This is a genomic window from Pseudomonas bharatica (genome assembly GCF_048586865.1).
In the GTDB taxonomy this organism is placed as follows: Bacteria; Pseudomonadota; Gammaproteobacteria; order Pseudomonadales; family Pseudomonadaceae; genus Aquipseudomonas; species Aquipseudomonas bharatica.
Window position 1 is genome coordinate 38489 of the sequence record NZ_JBMAWR010000016.1, and the last position, 24269, is coordinate 62757.

The 24269-nt window shown below is 64.1% G+C and carries 21 protein-coding genes; all 21 read left to right on the top strand.

Annotated elements, in window-relative coordinates:
- Nucleotides 1–15 precede the first annotated feature (15 nt).
- The 21 genes from ACKLLE_RS17985 (at nucleotide 16) to fliI (ending at nucleotide 24264) form a co-directional block, all read left to right on the top strand.
- Nucleotides 16–2895, top strand: coding sequence for a TIGR00180 family glycosyltransferase (locus tag ACKLLE_RS17985; protein ID WP_420058670.1), 2880 nt, complete (start codon nucleotides 16–18; stop codon nucleotides 2893–2895).
- A 164-nt stretch (nucleotides 2896–3059) separates the two neighbouring features.
- A complete protein-coding gene (gene pseC, locus ACKLLE_RS17990; RefSeq protein WP_420058671.1) occupies nucleotides 3060–4361 on the top strand; it encodes a UDP-4-amino-4,6-dideoxy-N-acetyl-beta-L-altrosamine transaminase in 1302 nt (433 codons plus the stop codon).
- Nucleotides 4358–5071, top strand: coding sequence for a pseudaminic acid cytidylyltransferase (pseF, locus tag ACKLLE_RS17995; RefSeq protein WP_064302512.1), 714 nt, complete (start codon nucleotides 4358–4360; stop codon nucleotides 5069–5071). Before pseC ends, pseF begins: the two co-directional genes overlap by 4 nt.
- The gene (gene pseG / locus ACKLLE_RS18000; RefSeq protein WP_064302513.1) at nucleotides 5068–6537 is read left to right on the top strand and encodes a UDP-2,4-diacetamido-2,4,6-trideoxy-beta-L-altropyranose hydrolase; all 1470 of its coding nucleotides are present in this window, start codon (nucleotides 5068–5070) and stop codon (nucleotides 6535–6537) included. The genes pseF and pseG overlap by 4 nt, the downstream gene beginning before the upstream one ends.
- Nucleotides 6524–7576 (top strand): pseudaminic acid synthase, encoded by a 1053-nt coding sequence (gene pseI, locus ACKLLE_RS18005; protein WP_420058672.1) that lies wholly within the window; start codon nucleotides 6524–6526, stop codon nucleotides 7574–7576. The genes pseG and pseI overlap by 14 nt, the downstream gene beginning before the upstream one ends.
- 390 nt (nucleotides 7577–7966) lie before the next feature.
- Nucleotides 7967–8893 carry a ketoacyl-ACP synthase III gene (locus ACKLLE_RS18010; protein WP_064302515.1) on the top strand — a complete coding sequence of 309 codons (927 nt, stop codon included), beginning with the start codon at nucleotides 7967–7969 and terminating at the stop codon, nucleotides 8891–8893.
- A 55-nt stretch (nucleotides 8894–8948) separates the two neighbouring features.
- Nucleotides 8949–10238 carry a motility associated factor glycosyltransferase family protein gene (locus ACKLLE_RS18015; protein WP_420058673.1) on the top strand — a complete coding sequence of 430 codons (1290 nt, stop codon included), beginning with the start codon at nucleotides 8949–8951 and terminating at the stop codon, nucleotides 10236–10238.
- Nucleotides 10235–10495 carry a hypothetical protein gene (locus ACKLLE_RS18020; protein ID WP_064302517.1) on the top strand — a complete coding sequence of 87 codons (261 nt, stop codon included), beginning with the start codon at nucleotides 10235–10237 and terminating at the stop codon, nucleotides 10493–10495. The genes ACKLLE_RS18015 and ACKLLE_RS18020 overlap by 4 nt, the downstream gene beginning before the upstream one ends.
- A gap of 217 nt (nucleotides 10496–10712) precedes the next feature.
- Nucleotides 10713–11567: a flagellin domain-containing protein gene (locus ACKLLE_RS18025; protein WP_064302518.1), complete on the top strand. Its 855-nt coding sequence runs from the start codon at nucleotides 10713–10715 to the stop codon at nucleotides 11565–11567.
- 67 nt (nucleotides 11568–11634) lie between these two features.
- On the top strand, nucleotides 11635–12003 hold the full coding sequence (locus ACKLLE_RS18030) for a flagellar protein FlaG (RefSeq protein ID WP_009402885.1): 369 nt from the start codon (nucleotides 11635–11637) through the stop codon (nucleotides 12001–12003).
- An 81-nt stretch (nucleotides 12004–12084) separates the two neighbouring features.
- Nucleotides 12085–13488, top strand: coding sequence for a flagellar filament capping protein FliD (fliD, locus tag ACKLLE_RS18035; RefSeq protein ID WP_420058674.1), 1404 nt, complete (start codon nucleotides 12085–12087; stop codon nucleotides 13486–13488).
- 129 nt (nucleotides 13489–13617) lie between these two features.
- Nucleotides 13618–14001 (top strand): flagellar export chaperone FliS, encoded by a 384-nt coding sequence (gene fliS, locus ACKLLE_RS18040; protein WP_064302520.1) that lies wholly within the window; start codon nucleotides 13618–13620, stop codon nucleotides 13999–14001.
- A 23-nt stretch (nucleotides 14002–14024) separates the two neighbouring features.
- On the top strand, nucleotides 14025–14321 hold the full coding sequence (gene fliT, locus ACKLLE_RS18045; RefSeq protein ID WP_064302521.1) for a flagellar protein FliT: 297 nt from the start codon (nucleotides 14025–14027) through the stop codon (nucleotides 14319–14321).
- A 169-nt stretch (nucleotides 14322–14490) separates the two neighbouring features.
- On the top strand, nucleotides 14491–15966 hold the full coding sequence (locus ACKLLE_RS18050; RefSeq protein ID WP_064302522.1) for a sigma-54 dependent transcriptional regulator: 1476 nt from the start codon (nucleotides 14491–14493) through the stop codon (nucleotides 15964–15966).
- Between the two features lie 181 nt (nucleotides 15967–16147).
- Nucleotides 16148–17353 carry a sensor histidine kinase gene (locus ACKLLE_RS18055; protein WP_420058675.1) on the top strand — a complete coding sequence of 402 codons (1206 nt, stop codon included), beginning with the start codon at nucleotides 16148–16150 and terminating at the stop codon, nucleotides 17351–17353.
- Nucleotides 17350–18747 carry a sigma-54-dependent transcriptional regulator gene (locus ACKLLE_RS18060; RefSeq protein ID WP_420058676.1) on the top strand — a complete coding sequence of 466 codons (1398 nt, stop codon included), beginning with the start codon at nucleotides 17350–17352 and terminating at the stop codon, nucleotides 18745–18747. Before ACKLLE_RS18055 ends, ACKLLE_RS18060 begins: the two co-directional genes overlap by 4 nt.
- A gap of 118 nt (nucleotides 18748–18865) precedes the next feature.
- On the top strand, nucleotides 18866–19195 hold the full coding sequence (fliE, locus tag ACKLLE_RS18065; RefSeq protein WP_009402338.1) for a flagellar hook-basal body complex protein FliE: 330 nt from the start codon (nucleotides 18866–18868) through the stop codon (nucleotides 19193–19195).
- A 15-nt stretch (nucleotides 19196–19210) separates the two neighbouring features.
- Complete coding sequence (fliF, locus tag ACKLLE_RS18070; protein WP_420058677.1) at nucleotides 19211–20992, top strand: flagellar basal-body MS-ring/collar protein FliF; 1782 nt, start codon at nucleotides 19211–19213, stop codon at nucleotides 20990–20992.
- Nucleotides 20985–22004 (top strand): flagellar motor switch protein FliG, encoded by a 1020-nt coding sequence (gene fliG / locus ACKLLE_RS18075; RefSeq protein WP_009400046.1) that lies wholly within the window; start codon nucleotides 20985–20987, stop codon nucleotides 22002–22004. Before fliF ends, fliG begins: the two co-directional genes overlap by 8 nt.
- A 120-nt stretch (nucleotides 22005–22124) precedes the next feature.
- Nucleotides 22125–22916 carry a flagellar assembly protein FliH gene (gene fliH, locus ACKLLE_RS18080; RefSeq protein WP_064302525.1) on the top strand — a complete coding sequence of 264 codons (792 nt, stop codon included), beginning with the start codon at nucleotides 22125–22127 and terminating at the stop codon, nucleotides 22914–22916.
- The gene (gene fliI, locus ACKLLE_RS18085) at nucleotides 22906–24264 is read left to right on the top strand and encodes a flagellar protein export ATPase FliI (protein WP_420058678.1); all 1359 of its coding nucleotides are present in this window, start codon (nucleotides 22906–22908) and stop codon (nucleotides 24262–24264) included. Before fliH ends, fliI begins: the two co-directional genes overlap by 11 nt.
- Nucleotides 24265–24269: the final 5 nt, after the last annotated feature.

Below are 24269 nucleotides of genomic sequence, written 5' to 3' on the forward strand. Positions count from 1 at the left end.
CCGTCAGGTACCTACATGCCAAGCACTGCCCTGAACAACCAGTTCACCCTGGTCATGCTGACCCACAAGCGCCCCGGCTTCCTGCGCCGCGCCTTGCAGTACTACAAGGACTTTCCCGGCACCCTGCTGGTGCTCGACTCCTCGCCGGAGCCGGCTGCCGGTATCACCGAGCGCTTCCCGCGGGTCGACTACCGGCACCTGCCGCAGTTCGACTACCGTGGCTTCCAGGCCAAGATCAAGCACGGCCTGGGCCTGGTGACGACGCCCTACATGGCGCTGGTCGCCGACGATGACTTCATCCTGCCCGATGCCATCGGCGAGTCCCTGGACTTCCTCGAAGCCCATCCGGACTACGGCATGTGCCAGGGCTACAGCATGATGTACCTGGCCCAGGCGGGGCACATCAACTACTACCGCCGCGACAAGAAGATCGGCCAGGAGGACTTCGCCAGCGACGATCCGCGCCAGCGCATCCTCGACTACCTGTACGCCTTCATCCCGCCGTTCTACGCGGTGACCCGCACCTCGCTGCTGCAGGACTGGGCTGCGCAGATTCCCGACAACCTGCGTTTCGAATGGCTGGAGGTCAGCCACACTTGGTTCCTGCTGGCCAGTGCCAAGGCGCGCATGCTGCCGATCCCTTATGCGGTGCGCGAAGCCAACTACGGCGCCTCCGAGCACAATACCGAGGTCACCTACGCCCTGGCCCTGCCAGACCCGGCCTCGGTGGCCAGCCGTGAGGAATTCAGCGACGTGCTGGCCGGCCTCGAGACACCGCTCAAGGGCGAGCGCGAACAATTGCGCGCCCTGGCCCGGGAGAGTTTCGCCCTGATGTACGAAGGCCTGGCCGGTGGTCGCTCGCTGATCATCGAGCCGGTCTTCTCTTCCCACGTCAATGGGCCCGGCGAAGCATCGACCTACAAGTTCCTGCCGACCCAGTACGTCAACCTGCCGTTCTACAACCAGGCGTTCTTCGACCGACTGGGCGAAATCGAATTCCTCCTGCATGCCCTGCCGGCGGGCCGCGTGCAGCAGGAAGAGCTGGAGTCGATCTGGCTGCAGCAGGAACGCCTGCTTGCCGTGCACCCCGAGGACAACGCGTTCAGCCAGATCGCTCGCGCCCGCGAAGCGCTCAAGGCCGCGCCGTACAACCTGGCGGTCGTCAAGCGCCTGGCTGACTTGCTGCATGACGATGGCGAGACCGAAGAGGCCGGCAAGTTGCAGGCATGGGCCCGGCGCCTGGAAGCCGTGGCCAGCGACGGCGGCCGCGCGCTGCTCGGCGCCCAGCCATCCGGACGCCTGCTCGACTGGCTGGAGGCGCGCCAGCCCGACCCGGCCAGCCGCGAAGCCGTCGCCGCGCACCTCAAGCAGCATCAGGGTGGCCCGCAGATCGGCATCCTCCTGCTCAACCTCGAGCATGACGAAGCCAGGCTGCAGGCCACCTTCGACAGCCTGATCAACGGCGTCAGCCGCTCGTTCCGCATCATTGTCTTCACCACCGGGCCGCTGCCGGCCATGACCAGCCTGCAAAGCACCCTGCATTTCGTCCGGGTGAGCAAGGACGACTACGTCGACAAGATCAACCAGATCGCCCGCCAGAGTAGCTGCGACTGGCTGATGCTCGCCGAGGCCGGTGACGAGTTCACCGCCACCGGCTTGCTGCGTGCCGGCCTGGAGCTGCTCGACGCGCCGGACTGCCGTGCCGTGGCAGTGGACGAGATCCAGCAACTGTCCGGCGGTGCCTGGCGTGAACTGCTGCGCCCCGGCATCAACCTCGACCTGCTGCAAAGCCTGCCGCCGCTGATGGCGCGGCACTGGCTGGTACGCCGCGAGGTGCTGGTGGAGGCGGGCGGTTTCGCCAGCGAATTCAGCGAGGCGCTGGAATACGAATTGCTCCTGCGCCTGATCGAGAAGGGCGGCCTGAACGGTCTCGCCCACCTCGACGAGCCGCTGTTGATCAGCCGGGCGCCCGAGCTCAAGCACAACGAACATGCCCGCCAGGCCCTGGCCCGGCATCTGGCCGCGCGTGGCTACAAGGCCCAGGTCAGCTCGGCGCTGCCGGGGGCCTTGCGCATTGACTACCGCCACCTGGAGCGACCGCAGGTGTCGATCATCCTGCGCAGCGAGGACAACCAGGAAGCATTGCAGCGTTGCCTGGAAAGCGTTTTGCAGCGTACCCGCTACCTGCGCTACGAGGTGCTGGTCGCCGATAACGCCAGCCAGTCGCCGGCGCACCTGCAATGGCTGGAGCAGTTGCAGCAGCTCGGTGGACGCGTACGCGTCCTGCAGAGCCCGCAGCGGCTTGGCGAAGCGGCCCTGATCAACGCCGCCAGCGCCGAAGCGAACGGTGAGTACCTGGTGCTGCTGGCCCCTGACGCCGAGGTGGTCAATGCCAACTGGCTGGAGCTGTTGCTCAACCAGGCCCAGCGGCCGGAGGTCGGCATCGTCGGCGCCAAGCTGGTGGATGCTGCCGGCAACGTGACCCAGGGCGGGTTGATGCTGACGGCGGACGGTGTGCAGGCTGCGCATGTTGGTCTGAAGAAGGAAGAAACCGGCTATCTCGGCCAGGCTGCGGTGGAGCAGAACTACCCGGCGGTCTCGGCCATCTGCCTGATGGTGCGGACCGAGGTGTTCCGCGCCCTGGGCGGGCTGGATGAGGTCGGGTTCGCTGACGCCTACGCCGATGTCGACCTGTGCCTGAAAGTGGCCGAAGCCGGTCTGCTGACGGTGTGGACGCCACAGGTGCAGGTGGTGCATCCGGGGCAGTTGCCGCAGGACGAGGTTGCCCTCGCGGCGTTGCGTGGCAAGTGGGCCGGGCTGTGGAGCAGCGCTGCCCATGGTCGCAGCCTGAAGCCCGAGCAGGCGGCGTTCGACTGGAAAGCGCTGATCGGTTGAAGGCGGGGCCGGCGATGGGGTCGCTGATGGCCTCGTCGCTGGCAGGCAGTGATGAAAATCCTGCTGGCCTGCATCTTGCTTCGCCCCTGTTTCAACAGGTCGGAGGTCAGAAAACCGTTGCTTTCCGCCTCCGCCCACTGCGAGTTCCAGCCAGGATTTCCGGCATGTTCGATGACAAGTCCCCCCTCACCCGCGGCGGTAACGGCGCGTTCGCCCGTACCTTGCTCAACGCGCCTGTCGATCTGGCAGGTGGCGTGGGCGCGCCGTTGCCGGTCCGGGAGGTGGTCGACGACGGTCGGCCGATACCCTATGGCCGGCAGCACCTGGACAAGTCCGACATCGACGCCGTGGTCGAGGTGCTGCGCTCCGACTGGCTGACCCAGGGGCCAACCCTGGAGCGCTTCGAGCAGGCCGTGGCCGAGCGTTGCCAGGCGCGCCATGCAGTGGCCGTCAGCAATGCTACCGCCGGCCTGCACCTGGCCTGCCTGGCGGCGGGCCTTGGTGCCGGTGACTGGCTGTGGACCAGCCCCAACAGTTTCGTAGCCTCGGCCAACTGTGCGCGCTACTGCGGTGCCGGCGTCGATTTCGTCGATATCGATCCGCTGACCTGGAACCTCGATGTGCGCGCCCTCGCGCGCAAGCTGGAACAGGCGAGCGCCCTCGGTCGCCTGCCCAAGGTGCTGGTGGCCGTGGCATTTTCCGGGCAAAGCTGCGACATGCGCGAAATCAACCGCCTGGCCCGTGAATACGGGTTCCGGGTGATCGAGGATGCCGCTCACGCCTTCGGTGCCCGATACGCCGGCGAGCCGGTAGGCAGTGGTGTCTATGCGGACATGACGGTGTTCAGCTTCCACCCGGTGAAGATCATCACCAGCGGCGAGGGCGGCATGGTCCTGTGCCAGGACCCGGAGCTGGCCAGGCAACTGCGCGCCCTGCGCAGCCACGGAATCACCCGGGACCCGGCGCAAATGACCGAGCCCACCCATGGTGGCTGGTACTACCAGCAGACCGAGCTGGGCTTCAACTACCGCATGTGCGATATCCAGGCTGCCCTGGGCCTGTCGCAGATGCGCCGGCTGGACGAATTCCTCGCCCGCCGTCGGGCCCTGGCGGCACGCTACGAGCGACTGCTGGCAGGGTTGCCGTTGCAGTTGCCGACGCCGCAGCCTGGTGCCGAGTCGTCCTGGCACCTGTACGTGGTGCGCTTGCACGAGCACCTCGAAGGCCGCCATCGTGAAGTGTTCGATGGGCTCAGGGCTGCCGGCATCCACGTCAACTTGCACTACATCCCGATACACCTGCAGCCGTACTACCGTGACCAGGGCTTCGCCAGCGGTGATTTCCCGGAATCCGAGCGCTACTACCGGCAGGCGATAACCCTGCCGCTGTACCCGGACCTGGGCGAGGCCCGGCAGGACCGGGTGGTGGCAGTCCTGCGCGAGCTGCTGATGGAGTACCGTCCATGAGCGGGGCGGTGGCGATCATTCCGGCCCGTGGCGACAGCAAGCGCATCCCTGGAAAGAACCGCAAGCTGTTCAAGGGCGAACCGGTCATTGCCTATTCGATTCGTGCCGCCTTGGGCTGCGGCCTGTTCGAGCGGGTCGTGGTCAGTACCGACGACCCGCTGATCGCCGAAGTTGCCCGGGCCTACGGCGCCGATGTGCCGTTCGTGCGTCCGGCGTCGCTGGCCGACGATCATGCCACCACCCTTTCGGTGGTGGTGCATGCCCTTCAAACCCTGGAAGAGCAGGGGTATTGGGCGGACCTGGCCTGCTGCATCTACGCCACCGCACCGCTGTTGCAGAAGCGCTACCTGCGAACCGGGCATGACACCCTGGTCGCCCATCCTCATAAGGACTACGCGTTTTCCGTGTGCAGTGTCGGCTTTCCGGTTCAGCGCGCCCTGACCCTGACCAATGAGGGCGCACTGACGCCGTTGTACCCGCAGTATCGCGACACCCGTTCCCAGGACCTGCCCCATGCCTATCAGGATGCCGCGCAGTTCTATTGGGGGCGCAGTGCGGCCTGGTTGCGCGGCGAGCCGCTGTTTTCCGAACGTAGCCTGCCGGTGACGTTGCCCCGTCATCTGGTCCAGGACATCGATACCGAGGAAGACTGGCGGCGTGCCGAGTACCTTTACAGCGCGCTGCATGCCGCCGGGGAACTGCTGGATTGAACCTGTTGTTTCGCGTCGATGCCGGCAGTGCCCTGGGCATCGGCCATGTCGCCCGCTGCCTGACCCTGGCCGCAGAACTGGTCGCTTGCGGCGCCCGGGTGGCCTTTGCCTGCCGTGAACTGCCAGGCCACCAGATGGCCCGGATCGCTGCTGCAGGGCACCAGGTTTTCCCCCTGTCGCTAGCGCTGGAGGACGATATCGCTGCCCTGGCGGCCGTTCTGCCGGCCGGCTGCCGCTTCGACTGGCTCATCGTCGATCACTACGGCCTTGATGCCAGCTGGGAAACCCCGGCGCGGCAATGGGCGCGGCGGATCATGGTGATCGATGACCTGGCCGACCGGCCCCATGATTGCGACCTGCTGCTGGACCAGAATTTCACCGCCAGCGCGGCACGCTACCAGCCGCGGGTTCCTGCACGATGCCGTCTGCTGGCGGGGCCCCGGCATGCGCTGTTGCGCCCTGCTTTCCGCCAGCCCAGGCAGGCCGAAAGCGAACGGGCGCGGCGGGTGCTGGTGAGTTTTGGCGGCTTCGACCAGGCCGGCATGACCTTGAAGGCCTTGCAGGCCCTGGCAGGCATCGAGCAGGTCGAGGTGCAGTGCATCGCCGGGCAGGGCAGTGCGGATCTTCCTGCGTTGCAGGCGTTGGTGGCGTCGCGTCCGGGCTGGCAGTTGCTCGGCTTCGTCGACGACTTGCCCGAGCGTATGGCCGCTGCGACCCTGTTCGTCGGTGCCGGCGGCGGGACGACCTGGGAGCGCGCGGCCATGGGCCTGCCGAGCCTGTGCGTTGGCGTCGCCGATAACCAGCTGGAGAATGCCGAAGCGCTCGGGCAGGCGGGTGTGCACCTGTATCTCGGCGCTGCGCCGATGGTCTCGGTCGAAGCGCTACGCCAGGCCATCGCCGTGCTGCTGGACAATCTGCCACTGCGTCAACATTTTGCCGCTCGCGGTCGTGCGCTGGTCGATGGCCAGGGAGCGCGTCGCGTCGTCGTGGCATTGCTTGCCGATGGGGTGCAGGTGCGCCCGGCGACGTCCGGGGACGCGCGCCTGCTGTTCGACGGTCGCAATGCCGAAGCGGTACGCCAGAATTCCCTGGACAGCGCGCCCCTCGACTGGGACAGCCATTGCCGCTGGCTAGACGCGACCCTGGCTAGCCAGCAGCGCCTGTTGCTGGTCGGCGAAACCACCGATGGCCCACTGGGGATGCTTCGCTACGATCTGCTCGAGGCGAGCCGGGCGCGGGTTTCCCTGTACCTGTTCGACGGCCGCTACGGTGTTGGCTGGGGCAGGGCGCTGCTGGCCGCAGGGGAGCGTGCGCTACTCGGACGCTGGCCGGCGCTGGAGGCCATCGAGGCCCAGGTGCTGGCCCACAATGCGCCGTCCTTGGCGCTGTTTCGCGGCGCCGGTTATACACAGGCCGAGTGCCATTTCGAACGGATAGTGAGGAATTCGCGACATGAGCAGTTTTAACATCGGGCGGCGTCGGGTCGGTATCGATGTCGCGCCGCTGGTGATCGCCGAGATGAGCGGCAACCATAACCAGTCGCTGGAGCGAGCCTTGCGCATCGTCGAAGCGGCGGCACAAGCCGGTGCCCATGCGTTGAAGCTGCAGACCTACACCGCCGACACCATGACCCTGGACCTGGACCATGGCGAGTTCTTCATCGAGGATCCCGCCAGCCTGTGGGCCGGCTCCTCGCTGTATTCGCTATACGAAAAGGCGCATACGCCCTGGGAGTGGCATGAGCCGATCTTCCGGCGCGCACGGCAGTTGGGCATGCTGGCGTTTTCCACGCCTTTCGACGAGACCTCAGTGGACTTTCTCGAAAGCCTCGACGTGCCGGCCTACAAGATCGCCAGCTTCGAAAATACCGACCTGCCGTTGATCCGCAAAGTGGCGGCCACCGGCAAGCCGCTGATCATTTCCACTGGCATGGCCAGCCTTGCCGAACTGGACGAGACGGTCCGCGCGGCACGGGAGGCGGGGTGCCGCGACCTGGTCCTGCTCAAGTGCACCAGTACTTACCCGGCCAGCCCGGAAAACAGTAATGTGCGGACCATCCCGCACCTGCGCGATCTGTTCGGCTGCGAGGTGGGGCTGTCCGACCACACCCTGGGAGTCGGCGGTGCCGTGGCTGCGGTGGCCCTGGGCGCCAGCGTGGTGGAGAAACACTTCACCCTGGACCGCGCCGAGGGCGGTGTGGATGCGGCGTTTTCGCTGGAGCCTGCGGAATTGGCCGGGCTGGTGCAGGAAACCGAGCGGGCGTGGCTGGCGCTGGGCTCGGTGAACTACGGCGCGAGCCAGGCGGAGCAGGCCTCGAAACGCTTCCGGCGCTCGCTGTACGTGGTGCGCGACATGGCTGCCGGCGAGCGTTTCGATCACAACAACGTGCGCGCCATTCGACCGGGGCTGGGCCTGGCGCCCAAGCACCTTGATTCCCTGCTCGGGCGCAAGGCCCGGCAGCCGCTCAAGCGCGGCACGGCGCTGGACTGGTCGCTGGTCGAATAAGCATCACGGACCCTGTGGGTTCACCCGCGATTACGATAGTGGCCGCACCACCGCAATCGCTGGCAAGCCAGCTCCCACAGTGACCGTGTCGAACACAAAGCCCGCGGTTGGCCGAGAAACCTGTGGGAGCTGGCTTGCCAGCGATAGCCATAGTGGCTTCACCACCGTAATCCAGCCGCGACCCTAGGAAAATGTGCCATTGTCTGTGAAAATCCGTGACCTATCGGTCATGACGGACATCTGTGTCTCTATCGTTACCGGCAGCGACGGGCCGTGTCACCGGCGCTGCCATCGCCATCCAGTCCAGCGGATGGCGCAAATTCCTGTTTTCTGGCGCCCCTCGAATCATGCGAGCGGTGATATTCAGCGGTTCTTTATTGGGAAGCCATGATGATTGGCATAAAAAGCATTGCGAGCTACGTTCCGGCCGCCGGCCTGGACAACTACGCACAAGGCGCCAAGTTCGGCAAGGATGAGGAGTTCATCCTCGGCAAGATCGGCTCGGCCTTCCTGCCTCGCAAATCCGACGAACAGGAAACCTCCGACCTGTGCGTCGAGGCGGTCAATGCCCTGTTCGCCGCCAACCCGGGCCTGTCCCGCGATTCCATCGACGCCCTGATCGTCGTCACCCAGAACGGCGACGCCGAAGGCCTGCCGCATACCGCCGCCATCGTCCAGGACAAGCTCGGCCTGCCGACCCGTGTCGCGGCCTTCGACATTTCCCTGGGCTGTTCCGGTTATGTCTACGGCATCTACGCGCTGAAGGGCTTCATGGAAGCCACCGGCCTGAAGAACGGCCTGCTGGTCACTGCCGATCCATATTCGAAAATCGTCGATCCGGAAGACCGCAATACCACCATGCTCTTCGGTGATGCCGCCACCGCCACCTGGATGGGCGAGGACCCGGTCTGGGCCCTTGGCAAGTCGGCGTTCGGCACCGACGGTTCCGGAGCGCCGCACCTTAAGGTCACCGATGGTGTGTTCTTCATGAACGGCCGCCAGGTATTCAACTTCGCCTTGCTCAAGGTGCCTGCGCACCTGCACGAGTTGCTGGAGCAATCCGGGTTGGCGGCGGACGATATCGACGCCTTCTGCATCCACCAGGGCAGCGCGGCGATCGTCGATGCCGTGGCGCGGCGTTTCGAAGACAAACCGGAGAAGTTCGTCAAGGACATGGTCGAGACCGGCAATACCGTGTCGTCGAGCATTCCCCTGCTCCTGGAAAAACACGCGCTGGACACTACCTGGAAGCGGGTTGCAGTGAGCGGTTTCGGCGTGGGCCTTTCGTGGGGCTCGGCGATTCTTCATCGACCGTGACCTGAAACCCCGCGCAGGGTAATCTTCGGCGTTTCGCAGGCAAGGGATGCTCACCATGAGCGAGTTTTTCCAGCGTAACGCCGAAGTCATCCAGGCTCGCTGGCCTTCGCTGTTCGAGCGCATCGCGCGCGAGGATTGCGACGGCATCGATGCAGTGCTGGTCCAGGGCCTGGGTTCGACCCTGAGTGTCGACGGCATCCAGCTCAGCAGCCGTCATGATCGCCTGGCCGAGGCGCAGTTCCAGGCCGACAGCCTGCCCCAAAGCGCCCATCTCAACCTCTACGGTACCGGCCTGGGCGATCTGCAGAACGCCCTGTTGCAGCGCCCTGGCTTGCAGCGCCTGCATGTGCATATCCTCAACGGCGCCCTGTTCGCGCTGGTCCTGCGCCTGCTGGACCAGAGTCCATGGCTCGCCGATCCACGGGTCGAGCTTGCCTACGCTGCAGATGCCAAGGAAATCGCGCTGCCGTACTTCGCCTTGCCGGCGGAGCTGGCGCTGGCCGACGACTTCAACGCCAAGATCCGCGACCGTCTGGTGAGCGAAACCCACCTGGCGTTCAACAACACCAATTTCGATACCGCTGACCCGCATCTCGTCGAGCTGCTGGAAAGAAGCCTGCCGCTATTGCGCAGCGACCGGGACGTTGCCGAACTGTTCGGCAGCCGGGCAGGGCAGGAGGCCTTCGTCATTGCCACCGGTCCGACCCTGCAAGGCCACCTGGCCGCGCTCAAGCGTATTCATGCCGAGCCCGGGCGCCCGCTGTTCATTGCCGTCGATACGGCCTACAAGCCGCTGCTGGCAGCCGGTATCGAGCCGGATATCGTGGTCAGCGTCGACCACAAGATCCGCCTGCATCATCTGCCGCCCGAGGCTTCGGCGAACACCTCGCTGGTGTACATGCCGATGCTCGATGTCGATACCGTGGCGGGCTGGCGCGGTCCCCGTTATGCCGCCTACTCCGGCAGTGCCCTCTACGACGGGGTGCGCGAGGCGATTCCCCGGGGCCATTTGTTCGTGGGGGGTAGCGTCATCCATCCGGCGGCCGACCTGGCGGTCAAGATGGGCATGCGCCGCATCACGCTGTTCGGCGCCGACTTTGCCTTCCCCGGTAATCGCACCCACACCGGTTGGGACGACGGCGTGCTGGGCCCGCAAGTGTCCGTGGCCCGTCACTGGGTACTGGACGGCAATGGCCAGCGGGTGCGGACCCAGCTGAATTTCCGTGGCTACCTGATCGAGCTGGAGCGTTTTATCGCTCGTCATCCCGAGGTGGCGTTCCGCAACACCAGTCGCGCCGGCGCGCTGATCGCCGGTACCACCTTCGATGAGGCGTTCTGCCAATGAGCACGATGCAAGAAAGCGCCCGGCAGTGTGCCGGGCTGTTTCGCCTGGGCCGGGATATCGAGGCGGCGGTGGCGATGGTGGAGCTGTTCGCCGCAGCCCCGGCGTTGTTCGCGCTGGCGCCAGGGGCTACCCAGGAAGCGTTCGCCGCGCTTTTCAGTGAAATGCTGGCAGCACAGCAACGCCAGGATTGGATCTCCCTGGCCGACAGCCTCGAGTACGAACTGCCGAACCTGATCGAGCAGGCAGCTCCGCGCTGAAGTGTGATGGCCATCACACAGGCCTTGCCTCCAGGGGTGCCTGCGAACAGGGGCAAGTGCCTGATTTACAAGGGGTGGCGGCGTGATGGCATTTTTTTTTGAAAAACCCCTAAAGCAACCCGCCAAGACGACGATAAACATTACGAAGGTTCTCTAGGCCACACCCGGCGGATGCCAGGGCCGGAAGCCGCAGTATCCATCCAACGAGGAATTCGTCATGGCATTAACCGTTAACACCAACACCACTTCGCTGGGCGTGCAGAAGAACCTGAACAAAGCTTCCGACGCGCTGAGCACCTCGATGACCCGCCTGTCGTCCGGCCTGCGCATCAACAGCGCCAAAGACGACGCTGCTGGCCAGCAGATCGCCAACAAGCTGCAAACCATGGTCACCGGCACCACCGTTGCGATCAAGAACGCCAACGACGGTAACTCGATCACCCAGACCGCTGAAGGCGCTCTGTCGGAAATCACCAACATCCTGCAGCGTATGCGTGAGCTGGCTCTGCAAGCCCGTAACGACTCGAACGGCACCACTGAACGTGCGGCGCTGAACAAGGAATTCGCGGCCAAGTCCGACGAAATCACCCGTATCGCCACCTCCACCACCTTCGGTACCAGCAAGCAACTGCTGAACGGTACTGCTGGCACCATGGAGTTCCAGGTCGGTGCAATGACCGGTTCGAGCCAGATCCTGAGCGTCTCGATGACCTCCAGCTTCGCGGCTACCGCCCTGGGTGTAGGTACAGGTGCCCTGGCGATCTCCGGTACTTCGGACTCCGCCGTTCACACCGCTGTTGACGGCGCGATCACCGCCATCGACGCCGCACTGCAAACCGTTGACAACAAGAAGTCGGACCTGGGTGCTATCCAGAACCGCTTCCAGAGCACCATCAACAACCTGCAGAGCATGAACGAGAACTCCGCTGCTGCCCAAGGTCGCGTGCAAGACACCGACTTCGCCGCAGAAACCGCTCAGCTGACCAAGCAGCAAACCCTGCAGCAAGCGTCCACCGCAGTTCTGGCCCAGGCCAACCAACTGCCATCCGCTGTACTGAAACTGCTTCAGTAATAGCTACGATGAAGAGCGAGGGGGTGCGCGAGCATTCCCTCGCTTTTTACTTTGGAGGTGATGGGCGATGGACATGAGCGTCAGGTTGAACGCGTCTTACCCGGCTCCAGCGGCAGCTGCAGCCCAGCAGGAAAAAGCTGCTGAACAGGGTGCGTCCGAAAAGGTCCACGCCAGGCCGGAACTCGCGGCAGTGGATAAAGACAAGCAAGACTCCGATACCAGCCTGCAGGAAGCAGTCAAGGGTCTACAGGATTACGTCCAGTCGTTGCAGCGCAACCTGGAATTTTCGGTGGACGAATCCACCGGAACGACTGTCGTCAAGGTCGTTGCCCGTGACAGTGGTGAAGTGATTCGGCAAATTCCGTCCGAAACCGCCCTGGAACTGGCGAAGAGCCTGCAAGACGTCAACAGCCTGCTTTTCGACGAGAAAGTCTGAAAGCGGTACGAAATTTGATACAAAACCGCGTCATCGGGTAATGTTCAAGCGTTTGGCGCAAGCCAGGAAAAGGAGAATGTAATGGCAAGTCCGATTTTGCCTGCCCTCGGCCTCGGCAGTGGTCTGGATACCTCTGCAATCGTCAAGGCCCTGGCGGATGCCGAAAAAACGCCCAAACAGAACCAGATCGACCGGCAGACCAAGGCCAACACGGCCTCGATTTCGGCGATCGGCAGCCTCAAGAGCGCGCTGACCACCTTCACCACCGCCCTGAGCAAGCTCGGCAGCACCACGACGCCGCAGTTCATTGGCTACTCGGCCACTTCGGCCGACGACAAGCTGGTCAAGGCGACGGCGAGCAGTACTGCGGTCGGCGGCAGCTACGCGGTGAAGGTCAACGAATTGGCGACCGCCTCCAAGGTAGCCAGCCAGCGTTTTGCCAGCAGTAGCGACGCGATCAGCCAGGGCACCCTGGAAATCACCCAGAACGGTACCGTCTACAAGGTCGAGATCGGTGCCGACGCGACCCTGCAGTCCACCCGCGACGCGATCAACAGTGCCCTGAGCGCCAAGGGCATCAGTGCCAACATCATCAATGATGGCCAAGGCTCGCGCCTGGTGCTGACGTCCACCACGACCGGTCTGGGCTCGGACATCTCCGTCGCCGGTATTCCCGAGTTGGTCATCGATGGCACGACCAAGATGACGGACGCAGGCGCCGCCGGCTTCATTAGCGCGCTGGCCCGCGATGCCGAATATTCGGTCGATGGCATGGTGCTGACCAGCAAGTCGAACAAGGTCGAGAACGCGGTGAGCGGCCTGACCCTCGAACTGGTCGCCAAGGGTGCCGAAACCACCATCACCGTAGCCACCAACAGTGACGGTCTGAAAAAATCGGTGCAGAGCTTCGTCGATGCCTACAACGCACTGATCACCACCATCAACGGCCTGAGCCAGACGCCGAAGAATGCCGACGGCAGCCTGGGTACCGCGCCTGCGCTGGCGGGCGACTCGTTGGCTCGGGGCATGCTCTCTGCCCTGCGCAACGAGCTGGTGGTCTCCAGCACCGGCGGCAATGGTTCGCTGAAAGTGCTGTCGCAGTTGGGCATCAACACTGTGCAAAGCACCGGCCTGCTGGAACTCGACAGCACCAAGTTCACGGCAGCGCTGGATACCCAAAAGCTTGGTGGCGAAATCCAGAGCATGTTCTCGGGTGACGAGGGGCTCGCCAACCGCCTGACCAAGGCGCTGGAACCCTACACCCAGTCCGACGGACTGCTCGCCGACCGTTCGAAGATCCTCGAGAGCAACAAGAAGAACCTGGCCACCCAGCAGTCGAACCTGGATGCGCGGATCACCTCGCTGACGGCTTCGCTGACCAAGAAGTACAACACCATGGATACCCTGGTGGGTCAGTTGAACGCCCAGCGCGACAACATCACGTCCATCTTCAGTGCCATGGCTGCGCAGCAGAAGAACTCCTGACTTTTTGCTGGCGTCAAAAGCCCGACAGTGCCGTCTCCGCATGTCGGGCTTTTTTCTTGGTGACTAAAGTTTTTTGACGCCGGGTCGATAACCCGGTCATACAGCAAGCCATTGTGTTGAGGTACGAACATGAATCCGATGTTGGCCCTTCGGCAATATCAGAAAATCAGCGCCCAGGCGCAGACCTCCGAAGCCAGCCCGCACCGCCTGGTGCAAATGCTCATGGAAGGCGGGCTGGATCGCATCGCCCAGGCCAAGGGCGCCCTGGAGCGCAAGGACCTGGCCGGCAAGGGCATCGCCATCGGCAAGGCCATCGGCATCATCGGCGGCCTGCGCGAAGGCCTGGACCGCGATAACATGACCGCGGAACTGGAGCGCCTCGATGCCCTCTACCTGTACATGACTCGTCGTCTGAGCGATGCCAACATCAAGAATGACATCGGCGCCCTCGACGAAGTGACCGATCTGTTGACCACGGTCAAGGAAGGCTGGGACGCGGTCGCCCCACAATAACCAGTTGCGATGAGGATGTCGTGATGAGTGCCGTACTCAAGCGTATCGAGGAAACCCGGGAAGCCTTGGTGGGTGCATTGGCCAATCGCGACTGGGAGGCGGTGGGCGAGCTGGACCAGGCTTGCCGTGCCTGCATGGACGAAGTGATGAGCGCGGAAGTGGTCGACGAGGAGGCGCTGCGCGACAACCTCCAGGACTTGCTGGGGGTGTATCGGCAATTGATCGATGTGGCGACGGAAGAGCGTCAGGCAATTGCCGACGAGATGTCAAAGATCAAGCAGGCGCAACAGGCGACAAAGGTATACCATCTATACCGCTGACTGTTGATGGAAAATCAGCAATGCGCCATAAATTTGACTATTAAAGGTTTTTTGACTTAACTAGTGGCTGTTTTTTAATTTCAGACGTCGGAACACTGACCGTTCAGTCGGAATGATGTCGAGCATGCCCTTCGACGGGCCTCGAGTTGACTAGGGAAGTTGCTATTGCATGTGGCGTGAAACCAAAATTCTCCTGATCGATGACGATAGTGCTCGCCGCCGTGACCTGGCGGTGGTGTTGAATTTTCTTGGGGAAGAAAATCTGCCGTGCTCCAGTCATGACTGGGAGCAGGTTGTCGAGTCGTTGTCGTCCAGTCGTGAAGTCCTCTGTGTCCTCATTGGCGCTGTAAATTCGCCGGCCAGCGTTCTGGGCTTGCTTAAGACAGTGGCTGCATGGGATGAGTTCCTTCCTGTTTTGCTTTTAGGTGAATTTTCTTCGCTGGAGCTTCCGGAAGAGCTGCGTCGCCGTGTGCTGTCCAACCTCGAAATGCCGCCGAGCTACAGCAAGTTGCTGGACTCGCTGCACCGCGCCCAGGTTTATCGCGAGATGTACGACCAGGCCCGTGAGCGCGGGCGGCAACGCGAGCCGAACCTGTTCCGCAGCCTCGTGGGCACCAGCCGGGCCATCCAGCACGTACGGCAAATGATGCAGCAGGTCGCCGACACCGACGCCAGCGTGCTGATCCTCGGCGAATCCGGAACCGGCAAGGAAGTGGTGGCGCGCAACCTGCACTACCACTCCAAGCGCCGCGAAGCGCCGTTCGTGCCGGTCAACTGCGGTGCGATCCCTGCGGAGCTACTGGAAAGCGAGCTGTTCGGCCATGAGAAGGGCGCCTTCACCGGGGCCATCACCAGTCGCGCCGGACGCTTCGAGCTGGCCAACGGTGGCACCCTGTTCCTCGACGAGATCGGCGACATGCCGCTGCCGATGCAGGTCAAGCTGCTGCGCGTGCTGCAGGAGCGCACTTTCGAGCGGGTCGGCAGCAACAAGACCCAGAGCATCGACGTACGTATCATCGCCGCGACCCACAAGAATCTCGAAAGCATGATCGAAGTGGGTTCGTTCCGCGAAGACCTGTATTACCGCCTCAACGTGTTCCCTATCGAGATGGCGCCGCTGCGCGAACGGGTGGAAGACATCCCGCTGCTGATGAACGAGCTGATCTCGCGTATGGAGCATGAAAAGCGTGGCTCGATCCGCTTCAACTCGGCGGCGATCATGTCGCTGTGCCGCCACGGCTGGCCGGGCAACGTCCGCGAATTGGCCAACCTGGTGGAGCGCATGGCGATCATGCATCCCTACGGTGTCATCGGGGTTGCCGAACTGCCGAAAAAATTCCGATATGTCGACGACGAAGACGAGCAACTGGTGGACAGCCTGCGCTCCGACCTGGAGGAGCGCGTGGTTATCAATGGCCATGCGCCGAGCTTCCCGACCAATGCCATGTTGCCGCCGGAAGGCCTTGACTTGAAGGATTACCTCGGCAGCCTGGAGCAAGGACTGATCCAGCAGGCGCTGGACGATGCCAGCGGCATCGTCGCGCGGGCCGCCGAGCGCCTGCGCATTCGCCGCACCACCCTGGTGGAAAAGATGCGCAAGTACGGCATGAGCCGTCGCGATGGAGACGAGCAGGCGGAGGATTGACGCCTGCTTCTGGCGGCCAACGGGGGCCGCTGTGTTAAAACCTTTCTTTTTGTCCGGTAAAGGCCCGCCTATGCGGGCCTTGTCGTTTTCGCCGGGCATGCCGCAAAATTTTCCGGCATGGCTATTGCTATACCGCTTTCAACATACCGTTTTATGACGGTAAGCCATGCGAGAGAGCACGATGCCCCACGCCGCTATCACTTCCCCCGAGCCGCAACGTCTGGATGCTGCCGAGCAGCAGGGCCGCGTCGGCCTGGAGCAGGCGTTTGCCCTGTTCGACCAGATGTCCACCCAGCTCAGCCAGTCCTATAACCTGCTCGAAGCACGGGTCACCGAGCTCAAGGGCGAGCTTGAAGTGGTCAGCGCCCAACGGATGGCCGAGCTGGCGGAAAAGGAGCGCTTGGCCAACCGACTGCAGAACCTGCTCGACCTGCTGCCCGGTGGCGTCATCGTCATCGATGGTCATGGCCTGGTGCGTGAAGCCAACCCGGCGGCCTGCGAGTTGCTCGGCGCGCCGCTGGTCGGCGAGCTGTGGCGCCAGGTGATCGCCCGCTGCTTCGCGCCTCGCGAGGATGATGGTCACGAGATTTCCCTGCGCGACGGCCGCCGGCTGTCCATTTCCACCCGCTCCCTGGATGCCGAGCCCGGCCAGCTGGTGCTGCTCAACGACCTGACCGAGACCCGTCATCTGCAAGACCGCCTGGCCCGTCACGAGCGCCTTTCCACCCTTGGACGCATGGTCGCTTCCCTGGCCCACCAGATCCGCACGCCGCTCTCGGCCGCGATGCTTTACGCCAGCCATCTGGCCGGGCAGGACCTGCCCCTGGAAACCCGCCAGCGTTTCGCCGGCAGCCTCAAGGAGCGCCTGCACGAACTGGAGCACCAGGTGCGCGACATGCTGGTGTTCGCCCGCGGCGAGCTGCCGCTGACCGACCGCCTGACCCCGAAGGCCTTGTTCCAGGCCTTGCAGCAGGCGGCACAGACCCAGGTTCAGGGACACAGCGTGCGCTGGCAGTGCGACAGCCATCTGGGCGAGCTGCTGTGCAACCGCGACACCCTGGTCGGTGCGCTGCTCAACCTGCTGGAGAACGCCTTGCAGGCCAGCTCCGGCAGCGCCCGCCTGAAAATTCACCTGTACCGTCGCGACACCACCCTGCGCCTGTGCATCAGTGATGCCGGCAGCGGCATCGACGGCGCATTGCTGCGACGCCTCGGCGAACCTTTCCTGACCACCAAGGCCACCGGCACCGGCCTGGGCCTTGCGGTGGTCAAGGCAGTTGCCAGGGCGCACCAGGGCGAGTTGCAGTTGCGTTCGCGTCCGGGCCGGGGAACCTGTGCGATTGTCAGCCTGCCGCTGATCGACGGTCTGCGCGGGGTGTCGGCATGAGCGGGATCAAGGTATTGCTGGTTGAAGACGATCGCGCATTGCGCCAGGCCCTGGGCGATACCCTGGAGCTGGGCGGCTTCGCCTGGCGCGCAGCCGGTTGCGCCGAGGATGCCCTGGAAATGGCGGCTGCCGAACCGTTCAACCTGGTGGTCAGTGATGTGAACATGCCCGGGATGGACGGGCATCAGTTGCTCGCGCGCCTGCGCGCCAGCCAGCCGCAGTTGCCGGTCTTGCTGATGACGGCCCATGCGGCGGTGGAGCGGGCGGTGGATGCGATGCGTCAGGGCGCTGCCGATTACCTGGTCAAGCCCTTCGAACCGAAGGCCCTGCTGGAGCTGGTCGCGCGTCATGCCCTCGGTGCCGCCGGCGCCGCCGATGCCGAAGGCCCGGTGGCCCTGGAGCCCTCCAGCGCGCAGTTGCTGGAGCTGGCCGCGCGGGTCGCGCGCAGCGATTCCACCGTATTGATTTCCGGCGAGTCGGGTACCGGCAAGGAAGTCCTGGCCCGCTACATTCACCAGCAGTCGCCCCGGGCCGGGCAGCCTTTCGTGGCGATCAACTGCGCGGCGATCCCTGACAACATGCTCGAGGCGACGCTGTTCGGTCACGAAAAAGGCTCGTTCACCGGTGCCATTGCGGCGCAGGCAGGCAAGTTCGAGCAGGCCGACGGCGGTACCCTGTTGCTGGACGAGATTTCCGAGATGCCCCTGGGCCTGCAGGCCAAGCTGCTGCGTGTGTTGCAGGAAAGGGAAGTGGAGCGGGTCGGCGGACGCAAGCCGATTGCCCTGGATATCCGTGTGGTTGCCACGACCAACCGTGACCTTGCGGGCGAAGTCGCGGCGGGGCGTTTCCGCGAAGACCTGTTCTATCGCCTGTCGGTGTTCCCGCTGGCCTGGCGGCCGCTCAGGGAGCGAAGCGCCGATATTCTGCCATTGGCCGAGCGTTTGCTCTTGCGCCACGTCAATAAAATGAAGCACGCACCGGTTAGGCTCTCCGAGGAAGCCAGGGCCTGCCTGCAAGGCTATGCCTGGCCGGGCAACGTGCGCGAGCTGGACAACGCGATCCAGCGCGCCTTGATCCTGCAGCAGGGCGGGGTGATCGCGGCGGCGGATTTCTGTCTTGCCGGTGCACTCCCGGTTTTGTCCTCGACCCCGCAGGCGGTGCGGCCTGCAGCGCCGCAGGCGGTTGCCGTGGCGGACGAGGCGGGCGGGTTGGGAGACGACTTGCGCCGGCATGAGTTCCAGATGATCATCGACACCCTTCGCGCCGAGCGTGGCCGGCGCAAGGAGGCTGCCGAGCGTCTTGGGATCAGTCCGCGGACCTTGCGTTACAAACTGGCACAAATGCGCGATGCAGGCCTCGATGTGGAGGCCAGCCTTTATGCCACGGGGCTTTGAGGGATGTTGGTGATGGTTTCGCAAAATCGTTGGGGCTAGCTGGCACTCTTGTTGCTATGTCCTGTTTCAGCTGCTGCGTGAGTGTCAAAAAAATGCGGGCCCCCGGAGAGAGAAGTTCATGAGCCAAGGTGTTGAATTCAATCGGTTGATGCTGGATATGCGCGCCATGCAGGCGGAAGCCATGTCGGGCTCGAAGTCCGTGCAGGCACCTGCCGAACTGGGCCAGAGCAGTTTCGCCGATATGCTGGGTCAGGCCATCAACAAGGTCAACGACACCCAGCAGGCGTCCACCCAACTGGCCAATGCCTTCGAAATCGGCAAGAGCGGCGTCGACCTGACCGACGTGATGATCGCCTCGCAGAAAGCCAGCGTCTCGTTCCAGGCCCTCACGCAAGTGCGCAACAAGCTCGTGCAGTCGTATCAAGACATCATGCAGATGCCGGTTTAAGGCGGGATTTGATTCATGGCCGATGCAGTCGTCGATAACGTGCCCGCCAAGGGCAGCCCGCCAGCGCCCAAGCCGCCGCTGTTCGGCATGTCGTTCCTGGAAAACATTTCGCAGATGCCCATGCTGCGGCAGATCGGCCTGCTGGTCGGCCTGGCTGCCAGCGTGGCCATCGGTTTCGCCGTGGTCCTCTGGTCGCAGCAGCCGGACTACCGTCCGCTGTATGGCAGCCTGTCCGGCATGGACACCAAGCAGGTCATGGAAACCCTGGCTGCCGCAGACATCCCCTACAACGTCGAGCCCAATTCCGGTGCATTGCTGGTCAAGGCCGATGACATTTCCCGTGCCCGCCTGAAGCTTGCCGCTGCCGGCGTGGCGCCGAGCGACGGCAACGTCGGCTTTGAGATCCTCGACAAGGAACAGGGCCTCGGCACCAGCCAGTTCATGGAAGCCACCCGCTACCGTCGCGGCCTGGAAGGCGAGCTGGCGCGGACCATCTCGGCCCTGAGCAATGTCAAGGCGGCCCGCGTGCACCTGGCGATCCCGAAAAGCTCGGTGTTCGTCCGTGACGAGCGCAAGCCAAGCGCATCGGTACTGGTCGAGCTGTATCCGGGGCGTTCCCTGGAAGCCGGGCAGGTGATGGCCATCGTCAACCTGGTGGCGACCAGCGTTCCGGAGCTGGACAAGTCCCAGGTCACCGTGGTCGACCAGAAGGGCAACCTGCTCTCCAGCCAGCTGGAAAACACCGAGCTCACCGTGGCCGGCAAGCAGTTCGACTACACCCGGCGGATGGAAGGGCTGATGACCCAGCGGGTGCACAACATCCTGCAGCCTGTCCTGGGTAACGATCGCTACAAGGCCGAGGTCTCCGCCGACGTCGATTTCAGTGCCGTCGAGTCCACCGCTGAACAGTTCAACCCCGACCAGCCTGCCTTGCGCAGCGAGCAGTCGGTCAACGAGCAGCGTTCCAGCAGTTCCGGTCCGCAGGGCGTGCCCGGCGCGTTGAGCAACCAGCCTCCCGGGCCGGCTTCGGCGCCGCAGACCACCGGTGGCGCTGCTGCCGGTGCCGCCGCGGCGATCCAGCCGGGCCAGCCGCTGCTCGATGCCAACGGCCAGCAGGTCATGGACCCGGCCACCGGGCAGCCGATGCTGGCGCCGTATCCTTCGGACAAGCGCATCCAGTCGACCAAGAACTTCGAGCTGGACCGTTCCATCAGCCACACCCGCCAGCAGCAGGGTCGCCTGACCCGCCTGTCGGTCGCGGTGGTGGTCGATGACCAGGTCAAGATCGACCCGGCCAACGGCAATGCCACCACGGTGCCATGGAGCGCCGAGGACCTGGCGCGCTTTACCCGCCTGGTCCAGGACGCGGTAGGCTTCGATGCCAGCCGCGGCGACAGCGTCAGCGTGATCAACGTGCCGTTCGCCGCCGACCGTGGCGAGGCCATCGCCGAGATCCCGTTCTATTCGCAGCCGTGGTTCTGGGACATCGTCAAGCAAGTGCTGGGCGTGCTGTTCATCCTCGTGCTGGTGTTCGGGGTCCTGCGGCCGGTGCTCAACAACATCACCGGCGGCGGCAAGCAGTCCGGCAGCGACAGCGACATGGAACTGGGCGGCATGATCGGGCTGGACGGCGATATGCCGAGCGACCGTGTCAGCCTGGGTGGTCCGCAAAGCATCCTCTTGCCTAGTCCGAGCGAGGGCTATGACGCCCAGCTCAACGCTATCAAGAGTCTGGTGGCAGAAGACCCGGGTCGCGTGGCCCAGGTCGTGAAAGAGTGGATCAACGCCGATGAGTGACAATCGAGCCCTGACTTCCAAGCTGACCCGTGTCGACAAGGCAGCCATCCTGCTGTTGTCGCTGGGCGAGACCGACGCTGCGCAGGTACTTCGGCACATGGGGCCGAAAGAGGTCCAGCGCGTGGGCGTGGCCATGGCGCAGATGGGCAACGTCCATCGCGAGCAGGTCGAGCAGGTGATGAGCGAGTTCGTCGAGATCGTCGGCGACCAGACCAGCCTGGGCGTCGGCTCCGACGGCTATATCCGCAAGATGCTGACCCAGGCCCTTGGCGAGGACAAGGCCAACGGCCTGATCGACCGCATCCTGCTGGGCGGCAATACCAGTGGTCTGGACAGCCTGAAATGGATGGAACCTCGCGCCGTCGCCGACGTCATTCGCTACGAACACCCGCAGATCCAGGCGATCGTCGTGGCCTATCTCGATCCGGACCAGGCCGGGGAAGTCCTCGGCAACTTCGACCATAAGGTGCGCCTGGACATCATCCTGCGCGTCTCGTCGTTGAACACCGTGCAGCCGGCGGCGTTGAAGGAACTGAACCAGATCCTCGAGAAGCAGTTCTCCGGCAACTCGAATGCCGCCCGTACCACCCTGGGTGGTATCAAGCGTGCCGCGGACATCATGAACTTCCTCGACAGTTCGGTCGAAGGGCAGCTCATGGACGCGATCCGCGAGATCGACGGCGATCTTTCCGAGCAGATCGAAGACCTCATGTTCGTCTTCAACAACCTGGCCGATGTCGACGACCGCGGTATCCAGGCCCTGTTGCGCGAAGTCTCCTCCGATGTGCTGGTGGTGTCGCTCAAGGGCGCGGACGAAAAGGTCAAGGACAAGATCTTCAAGAACATGTCCAAGCGTGCCTCCGAGCTGCTGCGCGACGACCTGGAAGCCAAGGGGCCGGTGCGCGTCAGCGACGTCGAGACGGCGCAGAAGGAAATCCTCACCATCGCCCGTCGCATGGCCGAAGCCGGCGAGATCGTGCTGGGCGGCAAAGGTGCCGAAGAGATGATCTGACGCGTCGGCGCCGGGCCTGCGGGGCGGCGCCGATTGCCAGGCAGCCTGGGTTTGGACGTTAAGCCCGGGCCGTGCCTGGGCTTCTGTCATCCGTAACCCGACTTGAGAGCGCATGGAATCATGTCGACCAACGAACATCTGAGTGAACTGATCCGCGCCCGCGACGTCGAGGGTTTCGACCGCTGGGCACTGCCCAGTTTCGACCCGCAGCCGGAGCCGGAACCCGAGCCTGAGCCCGAGGAGGTCGCCGAGGAGGTCGAGGAAGTGCCGCTGGAGGAAGTCCAGCCGCTGACCCTCGAAGAGCTCGAGAGCATTCGCCAGGAGGCCTACAACGAGGGCTTCGCCACGGGCGAGCGCGAAGGTTTCCATAGCACCCAGCTCAAGGTTCGCCAGGAGGCCGAAGTGGCCCTGAATGCACGCCTGGAAAGCCTTGAGCAACTGATGGGCCATTTGCTCGACCCCATCGCCGAGCAGGACGCGCAGATCGAAAAGCATCTCGTGCACCTGGTCAGCCATATTGCCCGCGAGGTCGTCGGCCGCGAGCTGAAGACCGATTCCAGCCAGATCACCCATGTCCTGCGCGAAGCCCTGAAGCTGTTGCCGATGGGCGCCGAGAACATTCGCATTCACCTCAATCCCCAGGATTTCGAGCTGGCCAAGGCCCTGCGCGCGCGGCATGAGGAAAACTGGCGTCTGCTCGAAGACGACTCGCTGCAGCCTGGCGGCTGCTGGATCGAGACCGCCCACAGCCGTATCGACGCGACCATGGAAACCCGCCTCGAGAAAGCGCTCAAGCAACTGTTCGACCAATTGCACGACCAGGGGCTGCATCCGGCTGCGCCGGACCTGCATTTCCAGCTGCAGGACAAGAAAGCGCCGGTCGAGGAAACGGAAGCCAGCGATGCGCCTTGACCGCACCAGCTTCGCCAGGCGCCTGGGTACCTACGCCGACGCCATCAGCCTGCCCCACCAGCCGGTCGTGGAAGGACGCCTGCTGCGCATGGTCGGCCTGACCCTTGAGGCCGAAGGCCTGCGCGCTGCCGTCGGTAGCCGCTGCAAGGTCATCAATGACGACAGCTATCACCCGGTGGAGGTCGAGGCCGAGGTCATGGGCTTTGCCGGAGGCAAGGTGTTCCTAATGCCGGTGGGCAGCGTCGCCGGTATCGCCCCGGGGGCGCGGGTGGTGCCGCTCGACGACAGCGGCCGCCTGCCGATGGGCATGAGCATGCTCGGCCGTGTCCTCGACGGCGCCGGTCGCGCCCTCGACGGCAAGGGCGGGATGAAGGCCGAGGACTGGGTGCCGATGGATGGCCCGACCATCAATCCGCTTAACCGCGACCCCATCAGCCAGCCCCTGGACGTCGGCATTCGCAGCATCAATGGCCTGCTCACCGTCGGCCGCGGCCAGCGCCTGGGCCTGTTTGCCGGCACCGGCGTGGGTAAATCGGTGTTGCTGGGAATGATGACCCGCTTCACCGAGGCCGACATCATCGTGGTCGGCCTGATCGGCGAACGCGGACGCGAGGTGAAGGAGTTCATCGAGCATATCCTCGGCACCGAGGGCCTCAAGCGCTCGGTGGTGGTGGCGTCGCCAGCGGACGACGCACCGATGATGCGCCTGCGCGCAGCCATGTATTGCACGCGCATCGCCGAGTATTTTCGCGACAAGGGCAAGAACGTCCTGCTGCTGATGGACTCCCTGACCCGTTTCGCCCAGGCCCAGCGCGAAATCGCCCTGGCCATTGGCGAGCCGCCGGCGACCAAGGGCTACCCGCCTTCGGTATTCGCCAAACTGCCCAAGCTGGTGGAGCGGGCCGGTAACGGCGAGGCCGGCGGCGGTTCGATCACCGCCTTCTATACCGTGCTTTCCGAAGGCGACGACCAGCAGGATCCGATCGCCGACTCGGCGCGCGGCGTGCTCGACGGCCACATCGTGCTGTCGCGGCGCCTGGCGGAGGAGGGGCATTACCCGGCCATCGATATCGAGGCCTCCATCAGCCGGGTCATGCCGCAGGTGGTCACGCCCGAGCAGATGACCCAGGCCCAGCAGTTCAAGCAGCTGTGGTCACGGCTGTCGCAAAGTCGCGACCTGATCAGCGTCGGTGCCTACGTGGCCGGCGGCGATAAGGAAACCGACCTGGCCATATCCCTGCAACCGCGGCTGGTGCACTTCCTGCGCCAGGGGCTGGACGAGAACGTCAGCCAGGAGCAGAGCCGCGAACAGCTGGAAGCGGTATTCACGCCGCTCACGGCAGGCTGATAGGC